The 23732-nt window shown below is 48.1% G+C and carries 19 protein-coding genes; 14 read left to right on the top strand and 5 right to left on the bottom strand.

All coding sequences use genetic code 11. The annotated features are described in order from the left end of the window. The first annotated feature begins 105 nt into the window (after window positions 1-105). From EHW56_RS01365 to rmf, 7 genes are all read left to right on the top strand, one after another. Window positions 106-4926 carry an NAD-glutamate dehydrogenase gene (locus EHW56_RS01365; protein ID WP_152798964.1) on the top strand — a complete coding sequence of 1607 codons (4821 nt, stop codon included), beginning with the start codon at window positions 106-108 and terminating at the stop codon, window positions 4924-4926. Between the two features lie 65 nt (window positions 4927-4991). After that, window positions 4992-6005, top strand: coding sequence for a quinone-dependent dihydroorotate dehydrogenase (pyrD, locus tag EHW56_RS01360; RefSeq protein ID WP_046073216.1), 1014 nt, complete (start codon window positions 4992-4994; stop codon window positions 6003-6005). Window positions 6006-6144: 139 nt separating this feature from the next. Further along, window positions 6145-6699, top strand: coding sequence for a cell division protein ZapC (locus tag EHW56_RS01355; protein WP_046073217.1), 555 nt, complete (start codon window positions 6145-6147; stop codon window positions 6697-6699). 647 nt (window positions 6700-7346) lie between these two features. Next, the gene (rlmKL, locus tag EHW56_RS01350) at window positions 7347-9476 is read left to right on the top strand and encodes a bifunctional 23S rRNA (guanine(2069)-N(7))-methyltransferase RlmK/23S rRNA (guanine(2445)-N(2))-methyltransferase RlmL (protein ID WP_152795156.1); all 2130 of its coding nucleotides are present in this window, start codon (window positions 7347-7349) and stop codon (window positions 9474-9476) included. Continuing rightward, window positions 9473-9727 carry a glutaredoxin family protein gene (locus EHW56_RS01345; protein ID WP_077606192.1) on the top strand — a complete coding sequence of 85 codons (255 nt, stop codon included), beginning with the start codon at window positions 9473-9475 and terminating at the stop codon, window positions 9725-9727. The genes rlmKL and EHW56_RS01345 overlap by 4 nt, the downstream gene beginning before the upstream one ends. Continuing rightward, complete coding sequence (locus EHW56_RS01340; RefSeq protein ID WP_152795158.1) at window positions 9714-11624, top strand: ABC transporter ATP-binding protein; 1911 nt, start codon at window positions 9714-9716, stop codon at window positions 11622-11624. The genes EHW56_RS01345 and EHW56_RS01340 overlap by 14 nt, the downstream gene beginning before the upstream one ends. A 190-nt stretch (window positions 11625-11814) precedes the next feature. Beyond that, window positions 11815-11985: a ribosome modulation factor gene (rmf, locus tag EHW56_RS01335; protein ID WP_077458712.1), complete on the top strand. Its 171-nt coding sequence runs from the start codon at window positions 11815-11817 to the stop codon at window positions 11983-11985. 231 nt (window positions 11986-12216) lie between these two features. On the opposite strand, the gene fabA is transcribed toward rmf, so the two are convergent. After that, window positions 12217-12732, bottom strand: a complete 516-nt coding sequence (gene fabA / locus EHW56_RS01330) for a bifunctional 3-hydroxydecanoyl-ACP dehydratase/trans-2-decenoyl-ACP isomerase (RefSeq protein ID WP_046073221.1) — start codon at window positions 12730-12732, stop codon at window positions 12217-12219. A gap of 68 nt (window positions 12733-12800) precedes the next feature. Beyond that, window positions 12801-14456: a Lon protease family protein gene (locus EHW56_RS01325; RefSeq protein ID WP_152795160.1), complete on the bottom strand. Its 1656-nt coding sequence runs from the start codon at window positions 14454-14456 to the stop codon at window positions 12801-12803. A gap of 183 nt (window positions 14457-14639) precedes the next feature. Between EHW56_RS01325 and matP the strand changes: the two genes are divergently transcribed. Beyond that, window positions 14640-15089: a macrodomain Ter protein MatP gene (gene matP / locus EHW56_RS01320; protein ID WP_046073223.1), complete on the top strand. Its 450-nt coding sequence runs from the start codon at window positions 14640-14642 to the stop codon at window positions 15087-15089. Between the two features lie 31 nt (window positions 15090-15120). After that, window positions 15121-15411, top strand: coding sequence for a DUF3634 family protein (locus EHW56_RS01315; protein ID WP_046073224.1), 291 nt, complete (start codon window positions 15121-15123; stop codon window positions 15409-15411). A gap of 269 nt (window positions 15412-15680) precedes the next feature. Here EHW56_RS01315 and EHW56_RS01310 read toward each other — a convergent pair whose 3' ends face one another. Both EHW56_RS01310 and EHW56_RS01305 read right to left on the bottom strand, forming a co-directional pair. Then, window positions 15681-17801, bottom strand: a complete 2121-nt coding sequence (locus tag EHW56_RS01310; RefSeq protein WP_077577811.1) for an ATP-binding protein — start codon at window positions 17799-17801, stop codon at window positions 15681-15683. Window positions 17802-17803: 2 nt separating this feature from the next. Then, window positions 17804-18994, bottom strand: a complete 1191-nt coding sequence (locus EHW56_RS01305; RefSeq protein ID WP_152798962.1) for an FIST signal transduction protein — start codon at window positions 18992-18994, stop codon at window positions 17804-17806. A 142-nt stretch (window positions 18995-19136) separates the two neighbouring features. On the opposite strand from EHW56_RS01305, the gene EHW56_RS01300 reads away from it, so the two are divergent. Beyond that, window positions 19137-19697: a hypothetical protein gene (locus EHW56_RS01300; protein ID WP_069362409.1), complete on the top strand. Its 561-nt coding sequence runs from the start codon at window positions 19137-19139 to the stop codon at window positions 19695-19697. 87 nt (window positions 19698-19784) lie between these two features. On the opposite strand, the gene EHW56_RS01295 is transcribed toward EHW56_RS01300, so the two are convergent. Then, on the bottom strand, window positions 19785-20204 hold the full coding sequence (locus EHW56_RS01295) for a hypothetical protein (RefSeq protein WP_152798960.1): 420 nt from the start codon (window positions 20202-20204) through the stop codon (window positions 19785-19787). 277 nt (window positions 20205-20481) lie between these two features. On the opposite strand from EHW56_RS01295, the gene ccoN reads away from it, so the two are divergent. The 4 genes from ccoN to ccoP are packed head-to-tail and all read left to right on the top strand — an operon-like array spanning window position 20482 to window position 23709. After that, entirely contained in the window at window positions 20482-21909 is a 1428-nt protein-coding gene (gene ccoN, locus EHW56_RS01290) for a cytochrome-c oxidase, cbb3-type subunit I (protein WP_046073229.1), read from the top strand. Window positions 21910-21922: 13 nt separating this feature from the next. Then, on the top strand, window positions 21923-22534 hold the full coding sequence (gene ccoO, locus EHW56_RS01285) for a cytochrome-c oxidase, cbb3-type subunit II (protein ID WP_077459067.1): 612 nt from the start codon (window positions 21923-21925) through the stop codon (window positions 22532-22534). A 12-nt stretch (window positions 22535-22546) separates the two neighbouring features. Beyond that, window positions 22547-22729: a cbb3-type cytochrome c oxidase subunit 3 gene (locus EHW56_RS01280; RefSeq protein WP_077459068.1), complete on the top strand. Its 183-nt coding sequence runs from the start codon at window positions 22547-22549 to the stop codon at window positions 22727-22729. Then, the gene (ccoP, locus tag EHW56_RS01275; protein ID WP_046073232.1) at window positions 22729-23709 is read left to right on the top strand and encodes a cytochrome-c oxidase, cbb3-type subunit III; all 981 of its coding nucleotides are present in this window, start codon (window positions 22729-22731) and stop codon (window positions 23707-23709) included. The genes EHW56_RS01280 and ccoP overlap by 1 nt, the downstream gene beginning before the upstream one ends. Window positions 23710-23732: the final 23 nt, after the last annotated feature.

Below are 23732 nucleotides of genomic sequence, written 5' to 3'. Positions count from 1 at the left end.
TTTTTACCTGCCAAGCCTTACACTAGACAGTGCGTTTGTTAACGCAATGTTTACCTCTGAATACTCACAACGATAATGTTCTAAAAAGGACAACGGAGCTCCAGAATGACCTCGCGTGACCCTATAGTACCTGTGTTACTTGAGAAGGTTTATCAGCTGATTGCCGATAAACTGGATGATACTCAACAACCACTTGTCGATGCATTAGCCAAAAGGATATTGGGTCAAATCTCTGATGATGACTTGCAGGAACGCAATGAGTCAGATCTCTATGGTGCTGTGATGAGTTTGTGGCACCATCTAAACACCTTCGAACAAGACAAAGTGTTTGTAAAAGTCTTTAACCCGAGCCTAAGTGGTAATGGCTGGCAGTCCACCCACACCATTGTCGAGATCTTAGCACCAGATGCCCCCTTCCTGGTCGACTCGGTGCGCATGGCCCTCAACCGTTTGGGGATCACGACCCACCTAATGCTTAATACCCCGATAAAATCACAAAAAAATGATCAGGGTAACGTGATTGCGATTGGCGGTGACAACGGGCAGTTCCAAAGTACGTTCCACATCGAAATCGACAAAATGTCCGATGAGTCAGAGATGGCTGCATTAGAGGCGGAATTGTCTGAAACCTTGATGGATGTGGTGATGGTGGTAAACGACTGGAAGCCGATGCGTGAGCAAATGCTTGCGCTGGTATCGGAGCTGAAAGATACACCGTTACCCATTGATGATGAACGTCGCCAAGAAGCGATCGAGTTTTTGAGCTGGATTACCGACAACAACTTTACCTTTATGGGGTATAAGTGTTTTGACTTAGTCGCGGTGGAAGGGGATTACGAGCTTCGTGCTAGCGCAGATTGCAATGCACTCGGCTTAGCCAAAAAGCATAAATCGCCCGCCGTCCTTAGCCTATCAGACATGCCAGAGTCAGCGCGCGCCGAGGCGCTTAAAAAAGAATTACTGGTGTTGACGAAAAGCAATGCCAAATCTCGTGTCCATCGTCCGGCTTATGTGGATTACATCGGGATCAAAAAATTTGATCAATATGGCAATGTGATTGGTGAGCACCGTTTCACCGGTCTTTATGCATCTTCAGCGTATAACCAATCCACCGCCAGTATTCCCGTCTTGCGTAACAAAGTGCGTCGCATTCTTGATAACAGTGGCTTTTATCGTGAATCACACTCGTGGAAAGCACTGGCGAATATTTTGGAAAACTATCCCCGTGATGAGCTTTTTCAGGCGACCGAAGAAGAAATGCGCGACGTTGGGATGGGCGTAGTGCAAATGCAAGATCGTGACATGCTGCGCGTGTTTGTTCGTCGCGATCCATTCGGGCGGTTTTTCTCGTGCATGGTGTATATCACCCGTGAGCGCTACAACACCGAGTTCCGTCGTCAAACCCAACGTATTCTTCAGCAGTACTTTGGCTCTGATCAGACGGTAGAATTTACCACTTTCTTCTCGGAAAGCCCCTTGGCGCGGACGCACTATATCGTCCGAGTAGAAAACAACAATTTCGATATTGATGTGAAGAAGATCGAACACAATCTAACAGAAGCGGCTTCGTCTTGGGACGATCGTCTGCAAGAGGCTGTGATCGCAAACTTTGGTGAAAACCGAGGCACACCGATCGCCAAGCGTTACCTGCGGGCGTTCCCACGTTCGTACAAAGAGGCCATGCTGCCTGGATCAGCGGTGGCGGATATTGAGCGCCTTGAGGGACTCAGTGATGATAACAAGCTCGATATGCTGCTTTATCGCCCCCAAGAGGTAAGCCATCAATCGAACGCGATCAGCCTGAAACTCTTCCAAAAAGGCGAACCTATTCACTTGTCTGATGTGATGCCAATGCTAGAAAACCTTGGCTTACGCGTGATTGGTGAATCACCTTATGAAGTAGAAACCAGTCAAGGGGATGTATACTGGATCCTCGACTTTTCGATGTTGCACAGTGCTGGATCGGCGTTTGATCTTGGTAATGCCCGGGATCGTTTTCAGCATGCCTTTGCGGATATCTGGCATGGCCGTCTGGATAACGATGGCTTCAACCGCCTGGTGCTTAATGCCGGTTTGTCGGGGCGCGAAGTGACGATTTTACGTGCGTATGCGCGTTATATGCGTCAAATTGGCTTTCCATTTAGCCAGGCCTATATTGAAGAGACGCTAGCGTCACACTCTCAACTTGCCAGTTTCTTGGTAAAACTATTCAATACGCGTTTTGACCCGGTTGGTAAACAAACGAAGCGGGCACAAGACATCATCATCAATGATATTGAAGAAGCCCTCGATAATGTCGAGAGTCTTGATGATGACCGTATTATTCGCCGCTACATGGAAATCATGTTGGCGACCACGCGAACGAACTTTTTCCAAAAAGATCCGGACAATGGCCAAGACAAGCCTTACTTGTCGTTAAAACTCGAGGCCTCTGAGATCCCGGATATGCCTAAACCTGTTCCTGCATTCGAGATCTTCGTGTATTCACCGGATGTAGAAGGGGTGCATTTACGCGGCGGCAAAGTCGCACGTGGTGGCTTACGGTGGTCCGATCGGCAAGAAGACTTCCGCACCGAAGTGCTGGGGTTGGTTAAAGCGCAGCAAGTGAAAAACACGGTGATTGTGCCCGTCGGAGCCAAAGGTGGGTTTGTATGCAAGCGACAGCACCAGCTCTCGGGCCGAGATGCAATTTTTGCAGAAGGGAAGCGCTGCTATCGGATCTTCATCCAAGGGTTGCTCGATATTACCGATAATATCGTTGAAGGCACCCTGACACCGCCGCAACACGTTGTGCGTCATGACGAAGATGATGCCTATCTCGTGGTAGCTGCAGATAAAGGTACCGCGACCTTCTCCGACCTTGCTAACAGTGTCTCAGCGCAATATAACTTCTGGCTGGGCGATGCTTTCGCGTCTGGTGGCTCCAACGGTTATGACCACAAAAAAATGGGGATCACCGCAGCGGGTGCTTGGGAATCGGTGAAGCGTCATTTCCGCGAAGTGGATATCAATTGTCAAACCACAGACTTTACCTGTGTGGGGATTGGCGATATGGGAGGCGACGTGTTTGGTAATGGCATGTTGCTCTCTAAACATATTCGCTTAGTGGCAGCCTTTAACCACATGCATATCTTCATTGACCCTGAACCTGATGCCGCGAAAAGCTGGAAAGAGCGCCAACGCCTTTTCAACCTGCCGCGCTCAAGCTGGGAAGATTATGACAGCGAGTTGATTTCCAAAGGCGGGGGGATATTCTCTCGTCGAGCGAAGTCGATTAACTTAACGCCAGAAATACAAAAACTGCTTGGTACACGCAAGCAATCCATGGCGCCGAACGATCTGATCAAACAGATCTTAAAAGCCAAAGTCGATCTGCTATGGAATGGTGGGATTGGCACCTATGTTAAATCGTCCGATGAAACCCATACCTCTGTTGGCGATCGCGCCAATGATGGGTTACGTGTTAACGGCAATGAAGTCGGTGCGCGCATTATCGGTGAAGGCGGTAACTTAGGGATGACACAACTGGGGCGTATTGAGTATGCGCTCAAAGGTGGCCGCGTCAATACCGACTTCATTGACAATGTCGGCGGGGTAGATTGCTCAGATAACGAAGTTAATATCAAGATCTTGCTCAATGGGCTGGTCGCTGCCGGTGACTTGACCATGAAAAAACGCAACGAGCTTTTGGAGCGGATGGAAGATGAAGTGTCTGATATCGTGCTTGAAGATGCGTACAGTCAGAGCGAGTCAATTTCCGTAACCCACAATCAGCAAGCGGCGTTATTAAAAGAGCAGATCCGCTTTATTCATTATCTTGAAAAAGAGGGCAAGCTGGATCGTGCACTTGAATATTTGCCGGATGATGAGACCTTGTCTGAGCGTAACTTACGTGGCACGGGCCTAACTCGCCCAGAAATTGCTGTGCTGGTGGCGTACGGGAAGATGGTGCTCAAAGAGCAACTGGTGGTTGATGAAGTGACGCAAGATGCACACTTTGGCCAGCTACTCCCCAGTTATTTCCCGAAAGAGTTACAGCGTCACTATCGCAAAGAAATGGAATCCCATCCATTGAGAGGCGAGATCATTGCTACCGCCTTGGCGAACCAGATGTCGAACGACATGGGCTTCAATTTCATTACGCGTATGCAAGATGAAACGGGAGCAAGTGTCAGTGATATTGCCAAATCGTATGCGATTGCCCGTGATGTGTTTGGTTTTGAACAACTGTTTGACGATGTGCGAGCGCTAGATAATCAGGTCAGCGCCAAGGTGCAATACGATATCTTGTTCCGTTGTCGCCGGATGCTACGCCGAGCAACCCGATGGATGCTACGTAACAAACGCAAAGGGGAAAGTATCGAGGCACAAGTGGCCTTTTATCGTCCGGCGCTGCAAAACTTGGTCGAGCACTTGGATGACTATCTGGTTGAGAGTGAAATCAAAGAGCATGATCAACAAGCGGAGACGCTACGACAAGCTGGGGTGCCGGATGCACTGGCGAATAGAGTCTGTCGTCTAACCAGCGTGTTCTCTGGATTGGACTTAGCACAGGTGTCAGAGCAGCTGAATAAACCGTTCGAGCTGGTGGCACGCTTGTACTATGTGCTAGGGGATAGCTTGTCACTGCACTGGTTCTTGAAACAAATCAACAACCAACCGGTGGATAACCACTGGCAAGCGTTGGCGCGTGCGTCTTTCCGCGAAGATCTGGATTGGCAGCAACGATTACTCACCGCCCGTATCGTGTCCGAAATGGCAACCGATCAAGATGCTGAGACGGGATTAGCCCAGTGGATGGATGAGCACGTAGTCATTCTCGGGCGTTGGCAGAGCATTGTTGATGAGTTCAAAGTGGGCTCAGTACATGAGTTTGCCAAGTTCTCCGTCGCGTTACGCGAATTGTCGCTGTTAAATTTAAATTGAATTAAAGCGCCAATAACGCAATAATCTAGCCCCGTTTATACGGGGCTTTTTTATTAGGAGGGATAATGCTTTACCGCCTCGCCAGACCGGCTATCTTTCAGTTAGATCCAGAAAAAGCACATGATCTAACCATCAACACCCTTTCTCGATTCCATCACACCCCGCTTCGTTTTCTCTATTCCCAACAGCTTCCTCCTCGTCCAGTTACCGTAATGGGACTCAACTTTAATAATCCCGTTGGTCTAGCGGCAGGATTGGACAAAAACGGCGAGTGCATAGAAGCCTTTGGTGCGATGGGTTTTGGTTTTGTGGAAGTGGGGACAGTGACACCCCGGCCACAACCGGGAAACGACAAACCTCGACTTTTTCGTATTAAAGCCGCCGAGGGGATCATCAACCGTATGGGGTTCAATAACCTGGGGGTTGATGCGTTGGTAGAAAACGTCAAGCGTGCGAAAAACTTCGATGGTGTGTTGGGTATTAATATTGGCAAGAACAAAGATACACCCATCGAGCAGGGCACCGATGACTATGTCGTCTGTATGCGAAAAGTGTACCCATATGCCGACTATATCGCGGTTAATATCTCGTCGCCCAATACGCCAGGATTACGGACGTTGCAATATGGCGAGATGTTCGACGAACTCCTGAGCACACTGAAAGCCGAACAGGCACAGTTGGCAGACACTCACGATAAATACGTGCCTCTGACGGTTAAGATTGCCCCAGATTTGAGTGAAGAAGAAATTCAACAAGTGGCGCAAGCACTGATTCGTCACCAGATCGATGGTGTGATTGCGACCAACACCACGCTTGAGCGCTCATTGGTAGATGGTATGCCTCATTATCGTGAAGCGGGTGGGCTAAGTGGCCGTCCTGTTCAACTAAAAAGCACCGAGGTTATTCGTCAACTACATCGTGCGCTCGATGGGGCGATGCCCATCATCGGTGTGGGGGGAATTGACTCAGTCACGGCGGCGCGTGAAAAGTTGGAGGCAGGGGCGGATTTGGTGCAAGTCTACTCTGGGTTGATTTACCAAGGCCCTGGGCTCATAAAACAAATCGTGCGTCATATTTAAGTTAGGAAATAAAGTCTTAAGGTATAAAAGGGGGCGTTTTCTTCCCCTTTTTTTTTCGCTTCAGCCCATTACACTTCAGGCAATGGCAGTTTTGGTATCGCCAGACACCCAGTTAGTGAGTCATCGCGGGAGCTGAAGTATGTTAAAACCTAACAATGCATGGAGATGGTATTTCGATAATACGTCGAATTCACTAATGCTGGATTTAGGCGACGACATGGTTTTTCGCGTGGCGGTCAACGCCAAACATCTCATCCCCGATGCGTTCTCATCATCCCCATTTTCTGTTGAGGATGCATCACTCTTTCAACGTTTGACCGATCCCCTGTCAAACCTCTCTCTTTCCGGCCCTCGTCAGGCCGAACTCGCTTTGAACGCAGTGGCAGCCTATCGCTTCCACAAACCTGTCTTACCTAAAAGCTGGTTTTTCGAGCCACAACAAGACACTATCGCCACCCCTGAGTGGGGGCAAATAGTCGAGCTCACCAGCCAAACAGGGGATAGGGCGCCGTTTATTATCATAGAGAACGCCGGTTCTGCCTCGCTCTGCATGCTCGCACGTGAGGCTGATTTTGAACTGAGCGCGAATAAAACAATGGCGTTTTGTGGTGCGATTAAAGTAATGAACGACCGGCTATCGCAACCAATACTTCAAACAAATAGCCAAAAAGGTCGCTTTGCGTTAGTGGGCTGAGTGGTTTTCACTCAGCCCACGCCTCCTTTCTTCCCTCACTTTTCTTGTTTCTTGTACAGACTACAGCGCTATAGCTGTATCTTGACGTTTCTTATACCAAACAAATGTGCATAAAAAATGTGATATCAGTTCATTTTGTGAGCGAAAAGTGTGCACATGCCTGCGCATTTTTTCATTGATTTGGGGATGTTTTCACCCTTATAAGGCCAATGAATGACGCCTTTCTTCCTATTTTTGCCGTTAAAATGCTTGAATAAATCCATCCTGGTATAGTCCAGTTTACGCAATTTGCGATTCATTCCCAAAGGGAAAGATAAGCCATTTTCGTTTTAATAGTATCAGACATAATGTGCGTAATAGTCACAGTAAATGCTTACACGCGTTCAGCTCAAAACGGATTTGGCGAGGTGAGATGAGTGACAAAGCAAAGTGGTTTCCTGAGGGAAACAGGTATGCGCATCAAGTTAGGGTGATTGATTCCCACTGGAAACAAGGGTGCCTAGATATCTGTTTCTTAGTGGAAACAACAATCCGGCGATTTATTCATCACTCAATGAGATTGTCGCCGCTTGGGTCAACGATAGGCGTAAGATTGATGTATAATCGCCGCCATGATGACAACGACGCCCAAAGGGTGTAGAGACTGAATGAAACACTATCTCGCAATAACCGCTCGAGGTCTCGAGCACATGCTAGCTCAAGAGCTTGAACAACTTGGCGTATCTAGCCTCAAACAAGTCCATGCAGGGGTTAAATTTAAAGCCGACGATTCAACACTGTATCAATGCTGTTTATGGAGTCGGATTGCGTCACGGTTCGTCTTGGTGCTGGGCGAGTTTGCGGTGCGCGATGATATGGATCTCTACCTCGGTGCAACGGCCATTAACTGGCCAGATTATTTTCACGCCAGTCAGCGGATTGCGGTGGACTTTAATGGTACCAATCGCGAGATACGTAACAGCCAGTACGGGGCGTTGAAAGTCAAAGATGCGATTGTAGACAAATTTGAAAAGTCGAATTTGCCCCGTCCAAGCGTCGACCGCGAGCAGCCTGATTTACGTATCCATATGCGGTTATCGAAAGATCAAGGCCTGCTTGGGATTGATATGGTGGGGAGCGGCCTACATCAGCGTGGCTATCGCACCCAGGCTGGCGCGGCACCATTACGAGAAACCCATGCCGCGGCTTTGGTGGCAAGGAGTGGCTGGAAGCCCGATCAGCCTTTGATGGACATCATGTGTGGCTCGGGCACCTTGCTGATAGAAGCGGCGATGATGGCAGCGAAAATTGCGCCTGGATTAAAGCGCAAGCGTTGGGGCTTTGAATCATTGTTGGGCTTTGATGATGAAGCCTTTAAAGCGATCAAAGCTGAAGCGAGTGTCAAGGCGAAACGAGGTGTAAGTCAGTGCCAGACACGTTTTTATGGCACTGATAACGATGCCCGTATCATTGAGACAGCACGTGCGAATGCACGACGTGCTGGCGTTGGTGAATTGATTGACTTTGAAACGGGTGATGCCACGCAAGTGACGCCGCCTGAGGGATTCTCAGGGGGACATATTCTTTCTAATCCGCCGTATGGGGAGCGCTTGGGAACCACGCCTGGCTTGATAGCCCTCTACACGCAGCTCGGTGATCACCTTAAAGAGGCATTTGCGGGGAACACGGTTTCTTTGTATTCAGGTTCGGAAGAGTTGCTTAGTTGCTTGCGGATGCGTGCGGATGACAAATTTAATCTACGCAATGGTGCGTTAGATTGTGTGATGAAAACCTATGCGGTCACCGCGCGTGGTGAAAAATCGGAGAGTGAGGCGGCAAAGGCGGACGTCGCCCCAGATTTTGCTAATCGCTTGCGCAAGAACATGACCAAACTGGATAAATGGGCAAAGAAACAAGGGCTAGAGTGTTATCGACTCTATGATGCTGACTTACCGGACTATAAAGCCGCGATTGATCGGTATCGCGACTTTTTGGTCATCCAAGAATATGCGGCACCGAAAACCATTGAGCCAGAAAAAGCACGTCGTCGCTTGCTGGATATGGTGCGCGCAGCCATCGCGGTGACCGGTGTGGATGCCAATAAAGTGGTGCTAAAAACGCGCGAAAAGCAAAAGGGCAATAACCAATATCAAAAACTCGCCGGCGCATCTAGAACGATGACGGTCGATGAATATGGCGTGGCGCTTGAAGTTAATCTCTATGATTACCTGGATACAGGGTTATTTCTCGACCATCGCTATACCCGTCGTCTAATTGGTGAGAAAGCACAAGGGAAAGATTTCCTTAATCTCTTTGCCTACACGGGCAGCGCGTCCGTTCATGCTGCGGCAGGTGGTGCACGGTCTACAACGACTGTCGACATGTCAAAAACCTATATAGCGTGGGCTGAACGCAATATGGCGCTCAATGGCATTGTCGGGCGTCAGCACCGTTTTGAGCAGGCAGACTGTCTACAATGGATTCGCCAGTCTAACCAGCAATTTGATTTGATCTTTATCGATCCGCCGACATTCTCCAACTCGAAAAGAATGCAGAGTACTTTTGATGTTCAACGTGATCACCTTGATGTGCTTTTAGCACTGAAGGACCGTTTGCGTCCCGATGGGGAAATTATTTTTTCCAACAACAAACGGCACTTTAAGATGGATAGTGAGGGGTTAGCCGCGGCCGGCTTACGTGCGGAGAATATTAGCAAGCGTTCGATTCCTGAAGATTTTGCCCGCAACCCACATATCCATAATTGCTGGATAATCCGTCATCAGGCAGTATCAGCATGACACTCGTATTGTTTAGCACGGAAGGGTGCCACCTTTGTGAACAAGCGTGGGCACTCTATCAATCTCTCGGTTATCAAACGCCACTCAACAGTCAAGACATTGCCTTTGACGATGCGCTCTTTGAGCGTTACGGCGTCACAATCCCTGTGATTGCAATCCGCGATCAGTCTGGAAAGGTGAGGGCTGAATTAGGATGGCCGTTTGATCACACACAATTACAAGCTTGGTTAACGCAACATGGCATTGATTAAAATAACCTCCGCCCAGTTGGCGTATGGCGACAACCCATTACTGGACAAAACAGACTTTATTCTTCAGCCAGGTGAGCGCGTGTGTCTTGTTGGACGCAATGGTGCGGGCAAGTCGACGCTGATGAAAGTCCTTGATGGTCAGGTACAGCTCGATGATGGCAGTATTCAAAGCCAATCTGAACTTAAAGTCTCTCGGCTTGAGCAAGATCCACCACGAGATAGTCAAGGCACTGTGTTTGACTATGTGGCCGAAGGTCTCGCTGAGGCAGGGGACAAGCTAAAGCAGTATCACCAACTGATCGCGAAGATCGAAACAGATCCTAGCGATCGCAACATAGCCGAGTTGGCCAAAGTGCAAGAAGCACTGGACCATGCTGACGCTTGGCGCTTTGACAATCAAATAATGGTGGTATTAGGGGCATTAGGACTGGAAGGTAACACCGCGCTTAAAGCCCTATCGGGTGGCTGGCAACGCAAAGCCGCCTTAGCGCGCGCACTTGTCTGCGAGCCGGATGTGTTGCTTCTTGATGAGCCAACTAACCATCTGGATGTTTCGACGATTCTGTGGTTGGAGCAGTTCTTGAAAGACTTTAAAGGCGCGATCGTCTTTATCTCGCATGACCGTTCGTTTATCGGGGCAATGGCCACGCGTATCGTGGATCTTGACCGCGGCAAGTTGACCTCATGGCCAGGTGATTATCAAACCTATCTGGACGGTAAAGAAGAAGCTCTGCGTGTAGAAGCCGAGCAAAATGCCGAGTTTGATAAAAAACTTGCCCAAGAAGAGGCCTGGATTCGTCAAGGTATCAAAGCGCGTCGCACCCGCAATGAAGGACGTGTACGCGCATTGAAAGCGTTACGGCAAGAGCGTGCGAGTCGTGTTGAGTTACAGGGTAACGCAAACCTGCAGCTCGATGACGCCAACCGCTCGGGGAAAATTGTGTTTGAAGCCGAAAACGTTGCCTTTACCTATCAAGATCAGCCACTGATTAAGCCATTTAGCTTTACGGTGATGCGCGGCGATCGCATTGCACTAATTGGCCCCAACGGATGCGGTAAGAGTACGCTGTTGAAGCTGATGCTTGAAAAACTTACCCCAGACAGCGGGCACTTGCACGTGGGGACCAAGCTCGACGTGGCCTATTTTGACCAATATCGTGAGAAACTGGATCCAGAAAAAACGGTGATCGACAACCTGGCAGGGGGCAAAACAGAAGTTGAAGTAGGTGGCCGAAAACGTCATGTCATGGGTTATTTGCAAGACTTCTTGTTTCATCCACGCCGTGCGCAAACCCCGGTGAAAGCGCTATCAGGAGGAGAGAAAAACCGCCTATTGCTGGCCAAGCTTTTCCTCAAGCCTGCCAACTTACTGGTACTTGACGAGCCGACCAACGATCTTGATATCGAAACGCTCGAGTTGTTGGAAGACTTACTTTCACAGTTCCAGGGAACCTTGTTATTGGTCAGCCACGACCGTCAGTTTGTCGACAACACAGTGACGCACAGCTGGATATTTGAAGGCGACGGCACCATTAATAAATTTGTTGGGGGGTATCACGATGCCCAACAACAGCGTGAGCAGTATCTCAAAGCCATCACACCCAATAGCCGTAACCATTCAATGAGTGGTGAGGGTGATACGGAACAAAAGACGGCAAAACCTAAGAGTAAGCCACGCAAGCTATCTTATAAACTGCAACGTGAGCTAGAAGCCCTGCCGGCGCGGCTTGAGGCGTTAGAAGAAGAGATTGAAGCGTTACAATCAGAAATGAACGATCCTGATTTTTTCTCGAAAAGTCAGGACATTACTCAACCTAAACTGACTCGATTAGCTGAGGCTGAACAAGCTTTAGAGCAAGCCTTTGAACGCTGGGAAGAATTAGAGGCTATGCAATAATTGTGTTAGTGACGTTGTCACATATAGAGGGATATGACTCACATTTTGTTTAGTCGTTGCTCGATAGTGCTTGCTTAAAAAATAATCATGATCGAAGCTGTAGAGGATGCTTCATAAAAACGTCATAGACGGAAGTATCCTTGCAAATGGCAAGCAGCATTGAACAAAATGGAATAAAGAGGGCGACCCTATGAAAAGACAGAAGCGAGATCGTTTGGAACGCGCACAGTCAAAGGGCTTTCAAGCTGGGATAAACGGTCGATCGTCTGAACTATGTCCTTACCAACAAACGGATGCGAGAAGTAGCTGGCTTGGCGGATGGCGCGAAGGCAGAACCAGTAAATCGGAAATGATGAAGTAACCTCTTTTTATATTTACGGCCTTATCGTTTTGGTAAGGCCTTTTTAAATACATCGTAATGCACTATAACTTTGTCTATTTGCCACTAAATAGACATAAGTACAGCAATCAATTTATCCAATCACTAACAATTTCCTTCTTAGTTGTCCAAAAGCGGAGAAGTACTTGATAAGTAGGAAGGGAGGGGTAATAGAAGCCGGCGATGGTCATCTCACCGGCTCGACAGAGAGGATTAGAACGCGGATGTGTCTTGGAAAAGACCCACTTTCAGATCTTTAGCGACGTAAATCTCTTTATCATCAACGTAGACGCGGCCATCACCGACACCCATAACGAGTTTACGGTTAATCACGCGTTTCATGTGAATTTCATAACGAACACGCTTAGCCGTTGGCAATACTTGTCCGGTAAACTTCACTTCACCAACACCCAGGGCACGGCCTTTGCCTTCGCCGCCAACCCAGCCGAGGAAAAAGCCAACTAGCTGCCACATAGCATCTAAGCCAAGGCAACCTGGCATCACTGGATCACCTGGGAAATGGCAGTCGAAAAACCATAAATCTGGGTTGATATCCAACTCAGCGACAATCACGCCTTTATCAAAGTCACCGCCTTGATCGGTAATGTTGGTGATACGGTCCATCATCAGCATGTTTGGTGCCGGAAGCTGTGGACGTCCCGGGCCAAAGAGCTCACCTTGGCTAGATGCGAGTAAATCGTCGCGGTTATAGGAATTTTGGCGTTTCATTATATCTAAACTGCTCCTTATTCAATTGCGAGCAGGTTAGCGTACACGTGTACGCCAAACAACTCGGATCAGTACTGGCCAAACCAGTTTTTTAAGCGTTTAAACAAACTGTTGCAGCTTTGTTTTTCATCAGTATGAAAATGATTTATTCGATTAGATATTTTTCTTAGCAATGTCTCCTCATCGTCTCCGGAGAATGGGAGACCTGTCACAAGCGGCAAGGCTTGTTCGACATCATCCACCGCCCAAATATGAAATTGACCGGCTTTAATCGCTTCAACAACGTCGTTCCGTAGACACAAGGATGAGAGGTTCGTTTTAGGTAACACGACACCTTGTTGACCCGTTAATCCTCGATGCGCGCAAACTTGATAATAGCCTTCAATTTTTTCATTAATCCCGCCTACCGCTTGTACGCGACCAAATTGGTCAACTGCACCAGTGATGGCAATGGCTTGATTAATCGGTTGTTGAGATAGCGCGCTCACAAAGGCACACAACTCGGCCAAGGATGCACTGTCACCATCCACTTCACTATACGATTGTTCGAATACAATGGAAGCCGAATAGGGTAAAGGGTCATCAAGATTTAGCGCCACGCTCACAAAGGCTTGCATAATCATCATGCCTTTGGCGTGAATGTTACCTGCAAGCTCGGCTTTGCGCTCCACATCAGCAATATCGCCATCACCGGAGTGAACAACACAAGAAATTCTCGCTGGCTCACCGTAACTCATCGGATGGCCAGGCACTTCGATCACAGTTAAACCGTTGATTTGGCCGATATGCTCGCCACGGGTATCAATAAAAACCTGTCCTTTGTGGATATCTTCAATCGCACGCTCGGGGAGATAGGCAGCACGTTGGTAACGCTGACAGATAGCGGCATCAATGGCGGCTTTGTCGAGCGCATCCGACGCCGTTATGACAGACTCAGCCAGTAGTTGCTGATACCAAACTGGACACAAGGGCATCCGCCATTGATCTTCGCTTTCTCGTGCCCCTGCTTGTAATAAACGCACTAAGCCTGATTCTGTCATGGGTAAGTGCGTTTGAGCGGTGACCAAGCCTTTAAGCCAAGCAAAGTAGGGCACAATGGTGGCCGAGTCGAGCGCAATATCTTGCTCATATTCGGCATAAGCTGACAGACCTTCGTAGAGATCAGGCTCATTGGTTTCAAAGTCGGCCAGCCACTGTCTGTCGCCGACTAACACCAAACGTACGTTCAGTGCCTCATCGGGCAAATCCGTTACTTGATCGGCACGGGCGGTTTGCCAGGCGAGTTTGCCTGATGATAAAAACTGCTTGAGGCGCACCCAGACGCGTGGCTGCTGCAGTACATCCGCCACTTTTAAAATCAATACGCCATCGTGAGCTTGATGCAGTAAACCGTACTTCTTTTGTGACGCTGTCACATTTTTATTCGCATCATAAGCAAAGCCAAACAGTGTTGATTCGGTAAATGCGTCACCGATCACAACCGGCATCTCTGGGTACTGTGCAACTAATTCTGCTTGATAGGCATTAAGATATTGAGGCAAGTCAGCTGACATCACGGTAAGACAAGCCGTTGGACACGAAGGTGACATTAACCAAGTCAGTGCCTTTTTTAAGCGCGATTGCAGTGATAACAGTGAGGCCGCCTCTAAATGCGCGAATTGTGCAATGTCGAGAGAAAACTGAGAATAATGTGGTTTGGCATCACGCCAATCAACTTCATGCATGTCTATGATTACTGACTAAGATTAGAATGGACAGAGTATAAAGGATAACACACTGTGGTAATAGGATAGTGCGGCCATAGGATCGTCCACTGGCGTACGCGGTATCTTTGAGGTGTGCGATAATTGAACAGACAGCGAGTTAGTGTTACGCTGTCACCACATGGCGTGACTGAAGCTTGGCATATGAAATATCAACAACTCGAGAACCTTGAGGCAGGCTGGAAATGGGCCTACCTAGTGAAAAAGTGGAAAGACGGTGACGCTGTCACAAAATACATTGATAGCGATGAGGCTCAGACGGCCGTTGACGCCTTGTTAGCGCTGGAGCATGAACCAACGCGTGTACATCAATGGATTGAAAAGCACATGTCACCTTCATTGGAGAAGAAACTAAAACAAGCGATTCGTGCCAAGCGGAAGCGTCACTTTAACGCCGAGCAAGAGCAAACGCGGAAAAAATCTATCGATTTGGATTATCGTGTGTGGGAGAAGCTCTCGCAAAAAGCACACGAGCTTGACGCGACCTTGTCAGATACCATTGAATATTTACTTTCTGAGGCTAATCGCTCAGAGAGTGCTAATAAGCAGGTAGACACCTTAAAGCAAGATCTGAGTAACTTGCTGGGTATGTAGAACCGTTTGACCGATAAGCGAGCATCGCAGTATGGGCTATTTTTTACTTATCTCTTTTGCCATCTTTCTCGCATTTATGTTGATTGACCGGCCACTGATCGTGATTGCGTTTAAAGATGGCCAGCTAGTGCGTCACAAAGGGAAAGTGCCGAAAGGTTTCTTACATGACTGCCAAGACATTGCGAAGCGTCATCCGTTCACGGGCACAGTGAAAGTGTATAGCAACCGCTTTAAACCCGCGAAGGTGGTGATGTCGCGCAGCATTGATAACCGCATTCAGCAACGCATCAAAAACGTATTCCCACATCAGTCATTCAAATAGCATCAGATTACAAGCCATGCTGGACAAGGAGCGATATGATAAGCGAGAAAAGCGATATCGCTCCTATATTGACTCGTACCCATCAGTGCGCATTATATAGATTATGTTAAATTCAAGTTTGAGGTCTGATGTTGGATACTGTTTCTGCTCGCCTAGCACTCTTCCTTTTTTGTCATTAAACGTAATTAGCTATTTACCATAAAATAGCTAATTACTACTTCCTTGAATCGTCATTACCCCAAGAGTTGCTTGGCCTAAGTCGATTCAAGTCAGCGGTAATTAGTGGAAAGATCTAATGGCTGATGAGCATGCAGTACGGCGTTAAGGCTTGCCGCCCTAATGGGCTTGGTAACAAAGTCATCCATGCCGGCACGGACACAGCGCTGTTTATCCTCATCCATTGCATTGGCGGTCAGCGCAATGATCGGTCGTTTAAACCCTGAAGCACGCAGCGCTTTGGTGGCAGCGATGCCGTCCATGACAGGCATCGACATATCCATCAGCACAAGATCAAATTCTGTTTGTTTAACCTGTGCCAGTGCTTCTTCACCATTGGATGCTAATACGACGGTATGACCCTGTTTTTCCAGCATTAACCTAACCACCATTTGATTAGCACGGCTATCTTCGGCGACCAATATCGACATAGCCTGCACGGCGTCGGCCGAGACGTTTGGTTGTGCTTGGTGTTTTTGTGCATCTTGAGGTGTTTCGACAATCGGCAAACGAACGCAGAAGTCAGTTCCCTGGTAAGGCTCACTTTCCACATGAATACTGCCTCCCATCATCTCTACCAGCTTTTTACAAATGGATAATCCAAGGCCAGTACCGCCGAAGCGGCGAGTAATGCTGCCATCCGCTTGAGTAAAAGGCTCAAAGATTCGACCAATCTGTTTTTCGTCGATGCCGATTCCTGAATCTTTCACCCATAACTCGAGTACATCATCATGAGCGTCAAGTGACACTGTCACCCCGCCGCGTTCCGTGAATTTTAAGGCATTGGCCACCAAGTTAAGGAGTATCTGCGTAAAGCGGTTCTCATCCATAAACAAGGTGTTGGGCACAGAAGAAGAGACACTAACAGAGAGGTTAATGCGCTTTTTATCGGCCCGCTCAATCAATTGTTGATAGACATTCGATACGCTATCGCTGGGCTTCATCAATGAGGGAGATAGCGAAAAACGGTTGGACTCAATTTTAGATAGATCGAGAACATCGCTGATCAATGTTAGCAATAGCTGAGCAGATTTATCCATTTGCCCTACCCACTGCTTTTGTTCTTGCGTTAATGAAGAGTGTTGCAATGCATCGATCAATCCTAAAACAGCATTGAGCGGCGTGCGGATTTCGTGGCTCATAACGGCAAGAAACTGCGATTTGGCATTATTGGCTAACTCAGCTTGCTGACGAGCCTGTTGCAATTCGACAACACGACGCTTGGTCGCAGTGATATCTTTAGCCGTCCCTCGATAACCGGCGAGCTCACCGCGCTTATTATAGCAAGGACGGCCTGAGAGGCTTACCCAGTAGTCATGGTGACGAGATTCTATATGCCATTCAATATCGCTAAAGGCTTCTTCTGTGTATATGTACTCTTCTAATTTCGTTTTTAATTCGGCGTCTGATTTGAGCTTTGCCAGCAGGGCTTCAGCATCGATGTCGGTATCAGTATTGGGTGATGACAGGTAAGTCAGTTGAAATTGGTTGTCGAGCTCCCAAAACCAGTCACTGGCTGTTTGGGCAAAGTCTTGAAAGCGTTGCCGGCTAGCATTTAGTTCCTGAGTGCGACTCCCCACTAATGCATGTAGACGGTGACGGTAGTCGATATCCATAATGGTGCGTTCAATCAAGGGGCGAAATCGGTCGATGACTTGCTGGGCTTCGTTATTAAATGCATCGCGGCGGTGTGACAGCAAAATAAGCATGACTTCGCTGTCATTTACCGTTAATCCGCTAATCAGCGCAGTACCTTGTAAATAACTGGCGTATTGATGCGTTAAGCAATGCATCTCTTTCACCATGCCAGGTTTATAGATAGCAACCGTTTCACCACTTACACAGCGGCGGAACACATCGCCTGTTTGCCAAGTGACTGTTTCCAGTAAGCGTTCAGTCGATACGAGACAGCGAAACGCATCTTCTGTTTCTCGGTTACGGCTTAGCGCCACGGCGCTATCAAAGCTGACATACCGGCGGATCACATCAAGTAAGGAAGCAAAAATATCAGTTTTTGACGTCGCTTCCGTCATGGCTGAGATTGCCGACAAAATCGCGTCGTTTTCTTCCCTTAAACGCTTTTCTCTTGCTTCAACACGACTGAGTTCAAATAAGGTTTCTTGTAAAGATTCAGAGTCTGAACGTTCAGAGGCCGATACGCGTTTCGACGTCATGATTAATCCTTATGAAATAACACAGCCGAGATCATTAAATTACCATGGGACAGTTCCCCACCTTTAAACAAGCCTTGTTCACCAAAGGTAAACGGGCAGACAAACGGCGCAGTGTATAAGGCCGTGTTGATATTGTCGGCGACTTGGTCAAGGCGATCTTTGACATGAAGCATACACCCCGCACAATAAATCGCCAGTCCACCGAGAGGTTGAGGCGTTCGCAGCGCATGATCGTTTGCCGATTCCACGACTCGACTTGCACGGGCAATCAACCCTTCACTGGTGCCTGTCATAAAGTGCGCGGTTTGCCCTACGACTATTTGGGAGAAGAGTTCCATGTGCCCTTCTTGGTTAACAAACATGGGGTGTGACAAGGTGTAATAAGGTAAGCCGTGTATCTTGCCCGTTTGTGTCCCAAGCGGATACAAGGTTGATCGTGCGAACAGCGAGTCGCCTAAATCTAGCGTTTGCCCGGTTTCTTCTTCGTACCAGTCTTTATATACCGCCGATGCGGGTTTATGGTCCAAACTCACTAAGGTGCGACCACGTACCTCTGTGACGACGGCCTTCTTGGTGGTGGACGCATAACCAGAGTGGAATGAATAACTCACCCGTGCGGTTGGATAAAAAACACTGATTGCGATGCCAGATTGCGCGGTTTGCTCATTATCGAAAATGGCCCATCGTCCGCCGACGGTGTCGGCCGCAGCGGAGCCACCTATCACTGGGACCGATACGCCCAACTCTTCTCGAATGGCGGCTAACGTCGTTTCCTCATCACCCGGTGTACTGTGTAAAGCGATGAGTTTGGGGAGCTCGCCACAACGGCCGCTCTCTTCTATCGCTTGATTAAGCGCAATGCGCGCTGAATCGCGTATAGGACGATGGGCTTGATGTGGCACAAGGGATGTACCGTAACTCCCCTTTTCATCATTGCAAGCCCACACTGCGGCTGTTGGCCCTTCGATATAACCGGCTTGCGTCATGACACCACCGCAGGTCGTACAACCTATCAATGGCACGCCAGGAAAGAGCGCAACCATTGCTCGCTGAAGTGCATCAACATCGTATTGCTCCGTGCAGTAGAGCATTAAAAGCTTAGGTGCCTTTAGACGGCTCAATAAAGTGCGCGCCAGTGTTTGCGCGGCGTCCACTGCGTCTGGTTGCTGTGTGCATGCTGTGGCTATTTTCATCTTAACGTTCGTTATTGTTTTCGCTATTTATCACGATTTTAATGATACTTGTATCAGGCAATCAAATCATTGCGCTACCCACTGAAATCGCGCTTGAAATCACGTATTCTATTACTTCATTTATATCGCTAGAGCGCTCAACATGGATTGTCGACCCGTTGCGTTATTCGGTGGGGCCTGCACCTTAGGTGCCACTATCGCCTATCAATTAGCCGCGAAAGGCTATACCCCTGTTATTATCGATCATAATCAAACGACAGCGCTCGACATTGTCGCTCATGATCCCCGAGTCAGGTTTAAAGAAGCCCCTGCGCTCACGCAAGATACGCTCCAAGTCACGCTTGATCAGTGTACTGCACAACTCTCCCCTTTTATCGGTGCTGTTATCGTCTCTGAGCTCGGGCATGCCTATATACAATCGCTGGGGATTGATGGGTTAGATGCGTTTTGTCAGGTGGAGGCTCGTTGTGTCGTTATTGCTACAAACAGGCATCTGGGTAGCGTGTCTCTCAATGACAAGCCGGCTACAAATCGCCTGCAACGGATTAACAGTATAAGTTTCTGGTCGGATCACAATATTAACACTGATGTGGAAACATTACCGTCGCGTAAAAAGAGCGAAGTTTTATCTCCTTTGGTATGCTTTCTTTTGAGTGATGAGTCAAATAGCATTAATGATCAAGAGTTTAAGATTAAGCTGTAAAGAAACAAAAAAGGAAACACTCATAAATAAGCATTTCCTTTTGTAATCGTCATAAACGAGAAAAAATAAGCTTTAAACCGCAGTTTTTCACTCGCTTTTAGGGTAATTAAATTTAAATTGATATTGATCAAAGACAAGGTTAAAGCTCATGGCGTCGCGAGGTAAATCTTGTGTTTTCCATTGCCAAGTCAGCGTGATCTTCTCCCCATCTCGGTCCTGCTGATCGCTAATTTCGATCTGCTTATTCCCTTCCTCTCCCCAATAAGCCAAGTGTGGCTTTTGGTCTGAAGTGGCTGAAAAAGTTACATTATCTTGCTCTTTTCTCCATGAGAACGCTATCGCTTGCTGAGATTGTGACGTGCCACAAAATCCACGCTCCCCTTCACAGTCTATAATGGTCAATCCGGGTGTATAGACCAGCGTCCTCCAGAAGAAAGCAACCACTAAAAGTGTAAGCATAACGATAATTTGCGCGAGTCGTCCTCGAGTGAGTTTTTCTGCTGCCATGAGTCGCTTTCTCCGTGTTACAGAGGTCAAAGTTTTATAAGAAAGGTAGGTAAGCCGCACTAAGTGTGTGGGTTAGACCCTGTTTTTTAACCAGTATCTACAGTATGATTCTGGTCGAAAATGCCATTTTTACAAAGAAATAGCAACGGAGTGTGTAAAGTGGTTAAAAACCATACGCAACGGGGCGTTTTCTTAAAAATGGTATGTTAACAGGCGAAGCGGAGGCTTCGTCCGTATCAAACGTGAGTGTAGTTAACTAAAAGTGGAAGCATGCAATATGAGCCAAGTTAAGCAGCTTGAACAAGACTACAACTACCGCGTTGTCCGCTTATTTACCCTAACAACGATTTTGTGGGGTATTGTGGGCATGGCTGTAGGTGTACTTATTGCCGCTCAATTAGTGTGGCCTGCACTGAACTTTGATATTCCGTATTTGACGTATAGCCGTTTGCGTCCACTGCATACTAACGCAGTGATCTTCGCATTCGGTACCAGTGCGTTGTTTGCAACCTCTTATTATGTTGCGCAGCGAACTTGTCAAACACGGTTGTTCGGAGGGAAGTTAGCAGAGTTCACCTTCTGGGGTTGGCAAGCCATCATCCTCTCTGCAGCCATCTCGCTGCCAATGGGATACACCACCTCTAAAGAGTACGCTGAACTAGAGTGGCCAATTGATATCGCCATCGCGGTGGTATGGGTCGCATACGCTATCGTGTTCTTTGGCACGCTTATCAAGCGTAAAACGTCACATATTTATGTGGCCAACTGGTTCTTCGGTGCCTTTATTCTGACCATCGCGGTGTTACACATCGTTAACAGCATGGCAATCCCTGTTTCACCGATGAAGTCTTACTCCATCTATGCTGGCGCAGTTGATGCGATGGTACAGTGGTGGTACGGGCATAACGCAGTTGGCTTTCTGCTGACAGCAGGCTTTTTGGGCATGATGTACTACTTCGTTCCTAAGCAAGCGGGTCGCCCTGTTTACTCGTATCGACTCTCCATCGTCCACTTCTGGGCATTGATTTCGCTTTATATCTGGGCGGGTCCTCACCACCTTCATTACACGGCTCTGCCCGATTGGACGCAGTCACTGGGGATGGTGATGTCGTTAATCTTGTTTGCACCTTCGTGGGGCGGGATGATTAACGGTATTATGACGTTGTCAGGTGCGTGGCATAAACTTCGCTATGATCCCATTTTGCGCTTCCTTATCGTGTCTTTGTCATTCTATGGCATGTCTACGTTTGAAGGCCCAATGATGTCGATCAAGACAGTTAACGCCCTGTCGCATTATACCGATTGGACAATCGGTCACGTTCATTCTGGTGCACTCGGTTGGGTCGCAATGGTCTCTATCGGCTCTATCTACCACTTGATTCCAAAACTGTTTGGTCAAGAGCGTATGTACTCAGTGTCTTTGGTGAACGTACACTTCTGGCTTGCCACGATTGGTACCGTGCTTTACATCGTTGCTATGTGGATTTCTGGTGTGATGCAGGGTCTGATGTGGCGCGCTGTCAACACTGACGGTACGTTGACATACAGCTTTGTGGAGTCATTGGAAGCCTCCTACCCGTTCTACTTCGTCCGCTTTATCGGCGGTGCGATTTTCCTATCAGGTATGTTCTTGATGGCTTACAACGCATATAAAACAATTCGTGCGCCTGAAGCTAGCTTGAAGTCGCTTGAGCCTGCGGTGTAAGGAGGACGATTAAATGAGTTCAAATCGCCACGAGATAGTAGAAAAAAACACAGGTTTGCTAGCGATTTTGATCATCGTTGCAATCAGCTTTGGTGCATTGGTGGAGATAACGCCATTGATTTACCAAAAGCAAACCACTGAACCGGTAGATAACCTTCGTCCGTATACAGCGTTAGAAATGGAAGGACGTGACATCTACATCCGTGAAGGGTGCAACGTTTGTCACAGTCAAATGGTTCGTCCATTTCGTGCTGAAACCGAGCGTTACGGTCACTATGCCGTCGCAGGAGAAAGTGTTTGGGAGCACCCTTTCTTATGGGGCTCTAAGCGTACTGGTCCTGACCTTGCCCGAGTTGGAGATCGTTACTCTGACGAATGGCACCGCGTTCACTTAATTAATCCACGTGACGTAGTACCTGAATCGAACATGCCTGGCTTCCCTTGGTTAGCAGAGAACAAGCTGGATGGGGAAACAACGGCCGCGAAGCTGAAGTTATTCCGTGACCAATTTGGTGTGCCATACACCGATGAGGACATTGAGAATGCTAAGGCAGCGGTTGAAGGTAAAACGGAGATAGAAGCGTTGATTGCTTATCTTCAGTCACTAGGTCACGCAATGAAGTAATAAGGAGGGCCTATGGATATCGGCACCTTTCATAGTATCTGGACAGTTGTCCTATTTGTGAGCTTCATTGGGATCGTTGTTTGGGCTTATAGCAAACGTCGCAAAAAGCACTTTGATGAAGCGGCTAACCTGATTTTCGACGATGAGGAGAACAATCAGGATAAGTCCAATCACAAGACAGGAGATAATCGCTAATGAGTACGTTTTGGAGTATCTTCGTAACAGTCATCGTACTCGGCACGATTGCTGGCTGTGCTGCTCTTATCATTTGGACAACCAAAGATAAAATGGGCGTCGCAGAAGGCGATGACATGGGTCACGAGTATGATGGTATTCGTGAACTCAACAACCCACTGCCTAAGTGGTGGTCGTACATGTTTTGGGCGACCTTGGTGTTTGGTTTGGGGTACCTCATCCTCTATCCGGGGCTGGGTAACTTTGCTGGCGTATTAGGTTGGAAAAGTTCGTACCAAGACGTAAGCAGTGTCGAGGAGTCGCGTGAGTTAATGGCAAAAGCGCAAGAAGCGCAGCATATTAACCAATATGCGATGGAGCTCGAGGCAGCTGACAAGGTGTTTGGTGAAGCATTCCGCAAACTGGCGTACCAAGAAGATGGCAAATCATTGCGTCCGATTACCCAAATCGCGCGTAATGAAGAAGCCTTGAAAGTGGGTCAACGTTTGTTTAGCCAAAACTGCGCGGCCTGCCATGGGTCGGATGCGCGCGGTCAGGCTGGTTTCCCGAACCTTACGGACGATGCGTGGTTGTATGGTGGTGAGCCTGAAACCATTAAAGCCACCCTTCTCCATGGCCGAAAAGGCAACATGCCGGCTTGGTTAGATACCATGGGTGAAGAAGGCGTTAAAGAAGTCGCCGCTTATGCACTGAGTTTGTCAGGTCGTAAAGTCGATCCGCAAATGGCTGCTAAGGGTAAATCTCGCTTTGTTGTATGTGCCGCATGTCACGGCACGGACGGCAAAGGTAACCCTGCCTTTGGTGCGCCGGATTTAACTGACAATATCTGGCTATATGGTGGCTCTCGCCGCGCCGTTGAGCAAACCATTCGTGGTGGCCGTCAAGGCGTGATGCCCGCGTGGGAAGCTCACCTTGGCGAAGAAAAAATCCAGATACTCTCTGCCTATGTATGGCGCTTGAGTAATCCTGAGGTAGAATAAGCACTTAGGTGTGATACAGCCCC

The sequence above is a fragment of the Salinivibrio sp. VGrn1 genome (assembly GCF_009377995.1).
Taxonomy (GTDB): Bacteria; Pseudomonadota; Gammaproteobacteria; order Enterobacterales; family Vibrionaceae; genus Salinivibrio; species Salinivibrio siamensis.
The sequence above is the reverse complement of the archived record's forward strand: the minus strand, read 5'-3'. Positions and strand labels throughout refer to the sequence as shown.

Bases quoted from the DNA above. Each gene is read 5' to 3' on its own strand.
- ccoP (WP_046073232.1), top strand. From the start codon at position 22,729: ATGAGTACGTTTTGGAGTATCTTCGTAACAGTCATCGTACTCGGCACG.
- EHW56_RS01280 (WP_077459068.1), top strand. From the start codon at position 22,547: ATGGATATCGGCACCTTTCATAGTATCTGGACAGTTGTCCTATTTGTG.
- rlmKL (WP_152795156.1), top strand. From the start codon at position 7,347: ATGAAACACTATCTCGCAATAACCGCTCGAGGTCTCGAGCACATGCTA.
- EHW56_RS01355 (WP_046073217.1), top strand. From the start codon at position 6,145: ATGTTAAAACCTAACAATGCATGGAGATGGTATTTCGATAATACGTCG.
- EHW56_RS01310 (WP_077577811.1), bottom strand. From the start codon at position 17,801: ATGACGTCGAAACGCGTATCGGCCTCTGAACGTTCAGACTCTGAATCT.
- pyrD (WP_046073216.1), top strand. From the start codon at position 4,992: ATGCTTTACCGCCTCGCCAGACCGGCTATCTTTCAGTTAGATCCAGAA.
- rmf (WP_077458712.1), top strand. From the start codon at position 11,815: ATGAAAAGACAGAAGCGAGATCGTTTGGAACGCGCACAGTCAAAGGGC.
- matP (WP_046073223.1), top strand. From the start codon at position 14,640: ATGAAATATCAACAACTCGAGAACCTTGAGGCAGGCTGGAAATGGGCC.
- EHW56_RS01295 (WP_152798960.1), bottom strand. From the start codon at position 20,204: ATGGCAGCAGAAAAACTCACTCGAGGACGACTCGCGCAAATTATCGTT.
- EHW56_RS01325 (WP_152795160.1), bottom strand. From the start codon at position 14,456: ATGCATGAAGTTGATTGGCGTGATGCCAAACCACATTATTCTCAGTTT.
- EHW56_RS01315 (WP_046073224.1), top strand. From the start codon at position 15,121: ATGGGCTATTTTTTACTTATCTCTTTTGCCATCTTTCTCGCATTTATG.
- EHW56_RS01365 (WP_152798964.1), top strand. From the start codon at position 106: ATGACCTCGCGTGACCCTATAGTACCTGTGTTACTTGAGAAGGTTTAT.
- fabA (WP_046073221.1), bottom strand. From the start codon at position 12,732: ATGAAACGCCAAAATTCCTATAACCGCGACGATTTACTCGCATCTAGC.
- ccoN (WP_046073229.1), top strand. From the start codon at position 20,482: ATGAGCCAAGTTAAGCAGCTTGAACAAGACTACAACTACCGCGTTGTC.
- EHW56_RS01340 (WP_152795158.1), top strand. From the start codon at position 9,714: ATGGCATTGATTAAAATAACCTCCGCCCAGTTGGCGTATGGCGACAAC.
- EHW56_RS01305 (WP_152798962.1), bottom strand. From the start codon at position 18,994: ATGAAAATAGCCACAGCATGCACACAGCAACCAGACGCAGTGGACGCC.
- EHW56_RS01300 (WP_069362409.1), top strand. From the start codon at position 19,137: ATGGATTGTCGACCCGTTGCGTTATTCGGTGGGGCCTGCACCTTAGGT.
- EHW56_RS01345 (WP_077606192.1), top strand. From the start codon at position 9,473: ATGACACTCGTATTGTTTAGCACGGAAGGGTGCCACCTTTGTGAACAA.
- ccoO (WP_077459067.1), top strand. From the start codon at position 21,923: ATGAGTTCAAATCGCCACGAGATAGTAGAAAAAAACACAGGTTTGCTA.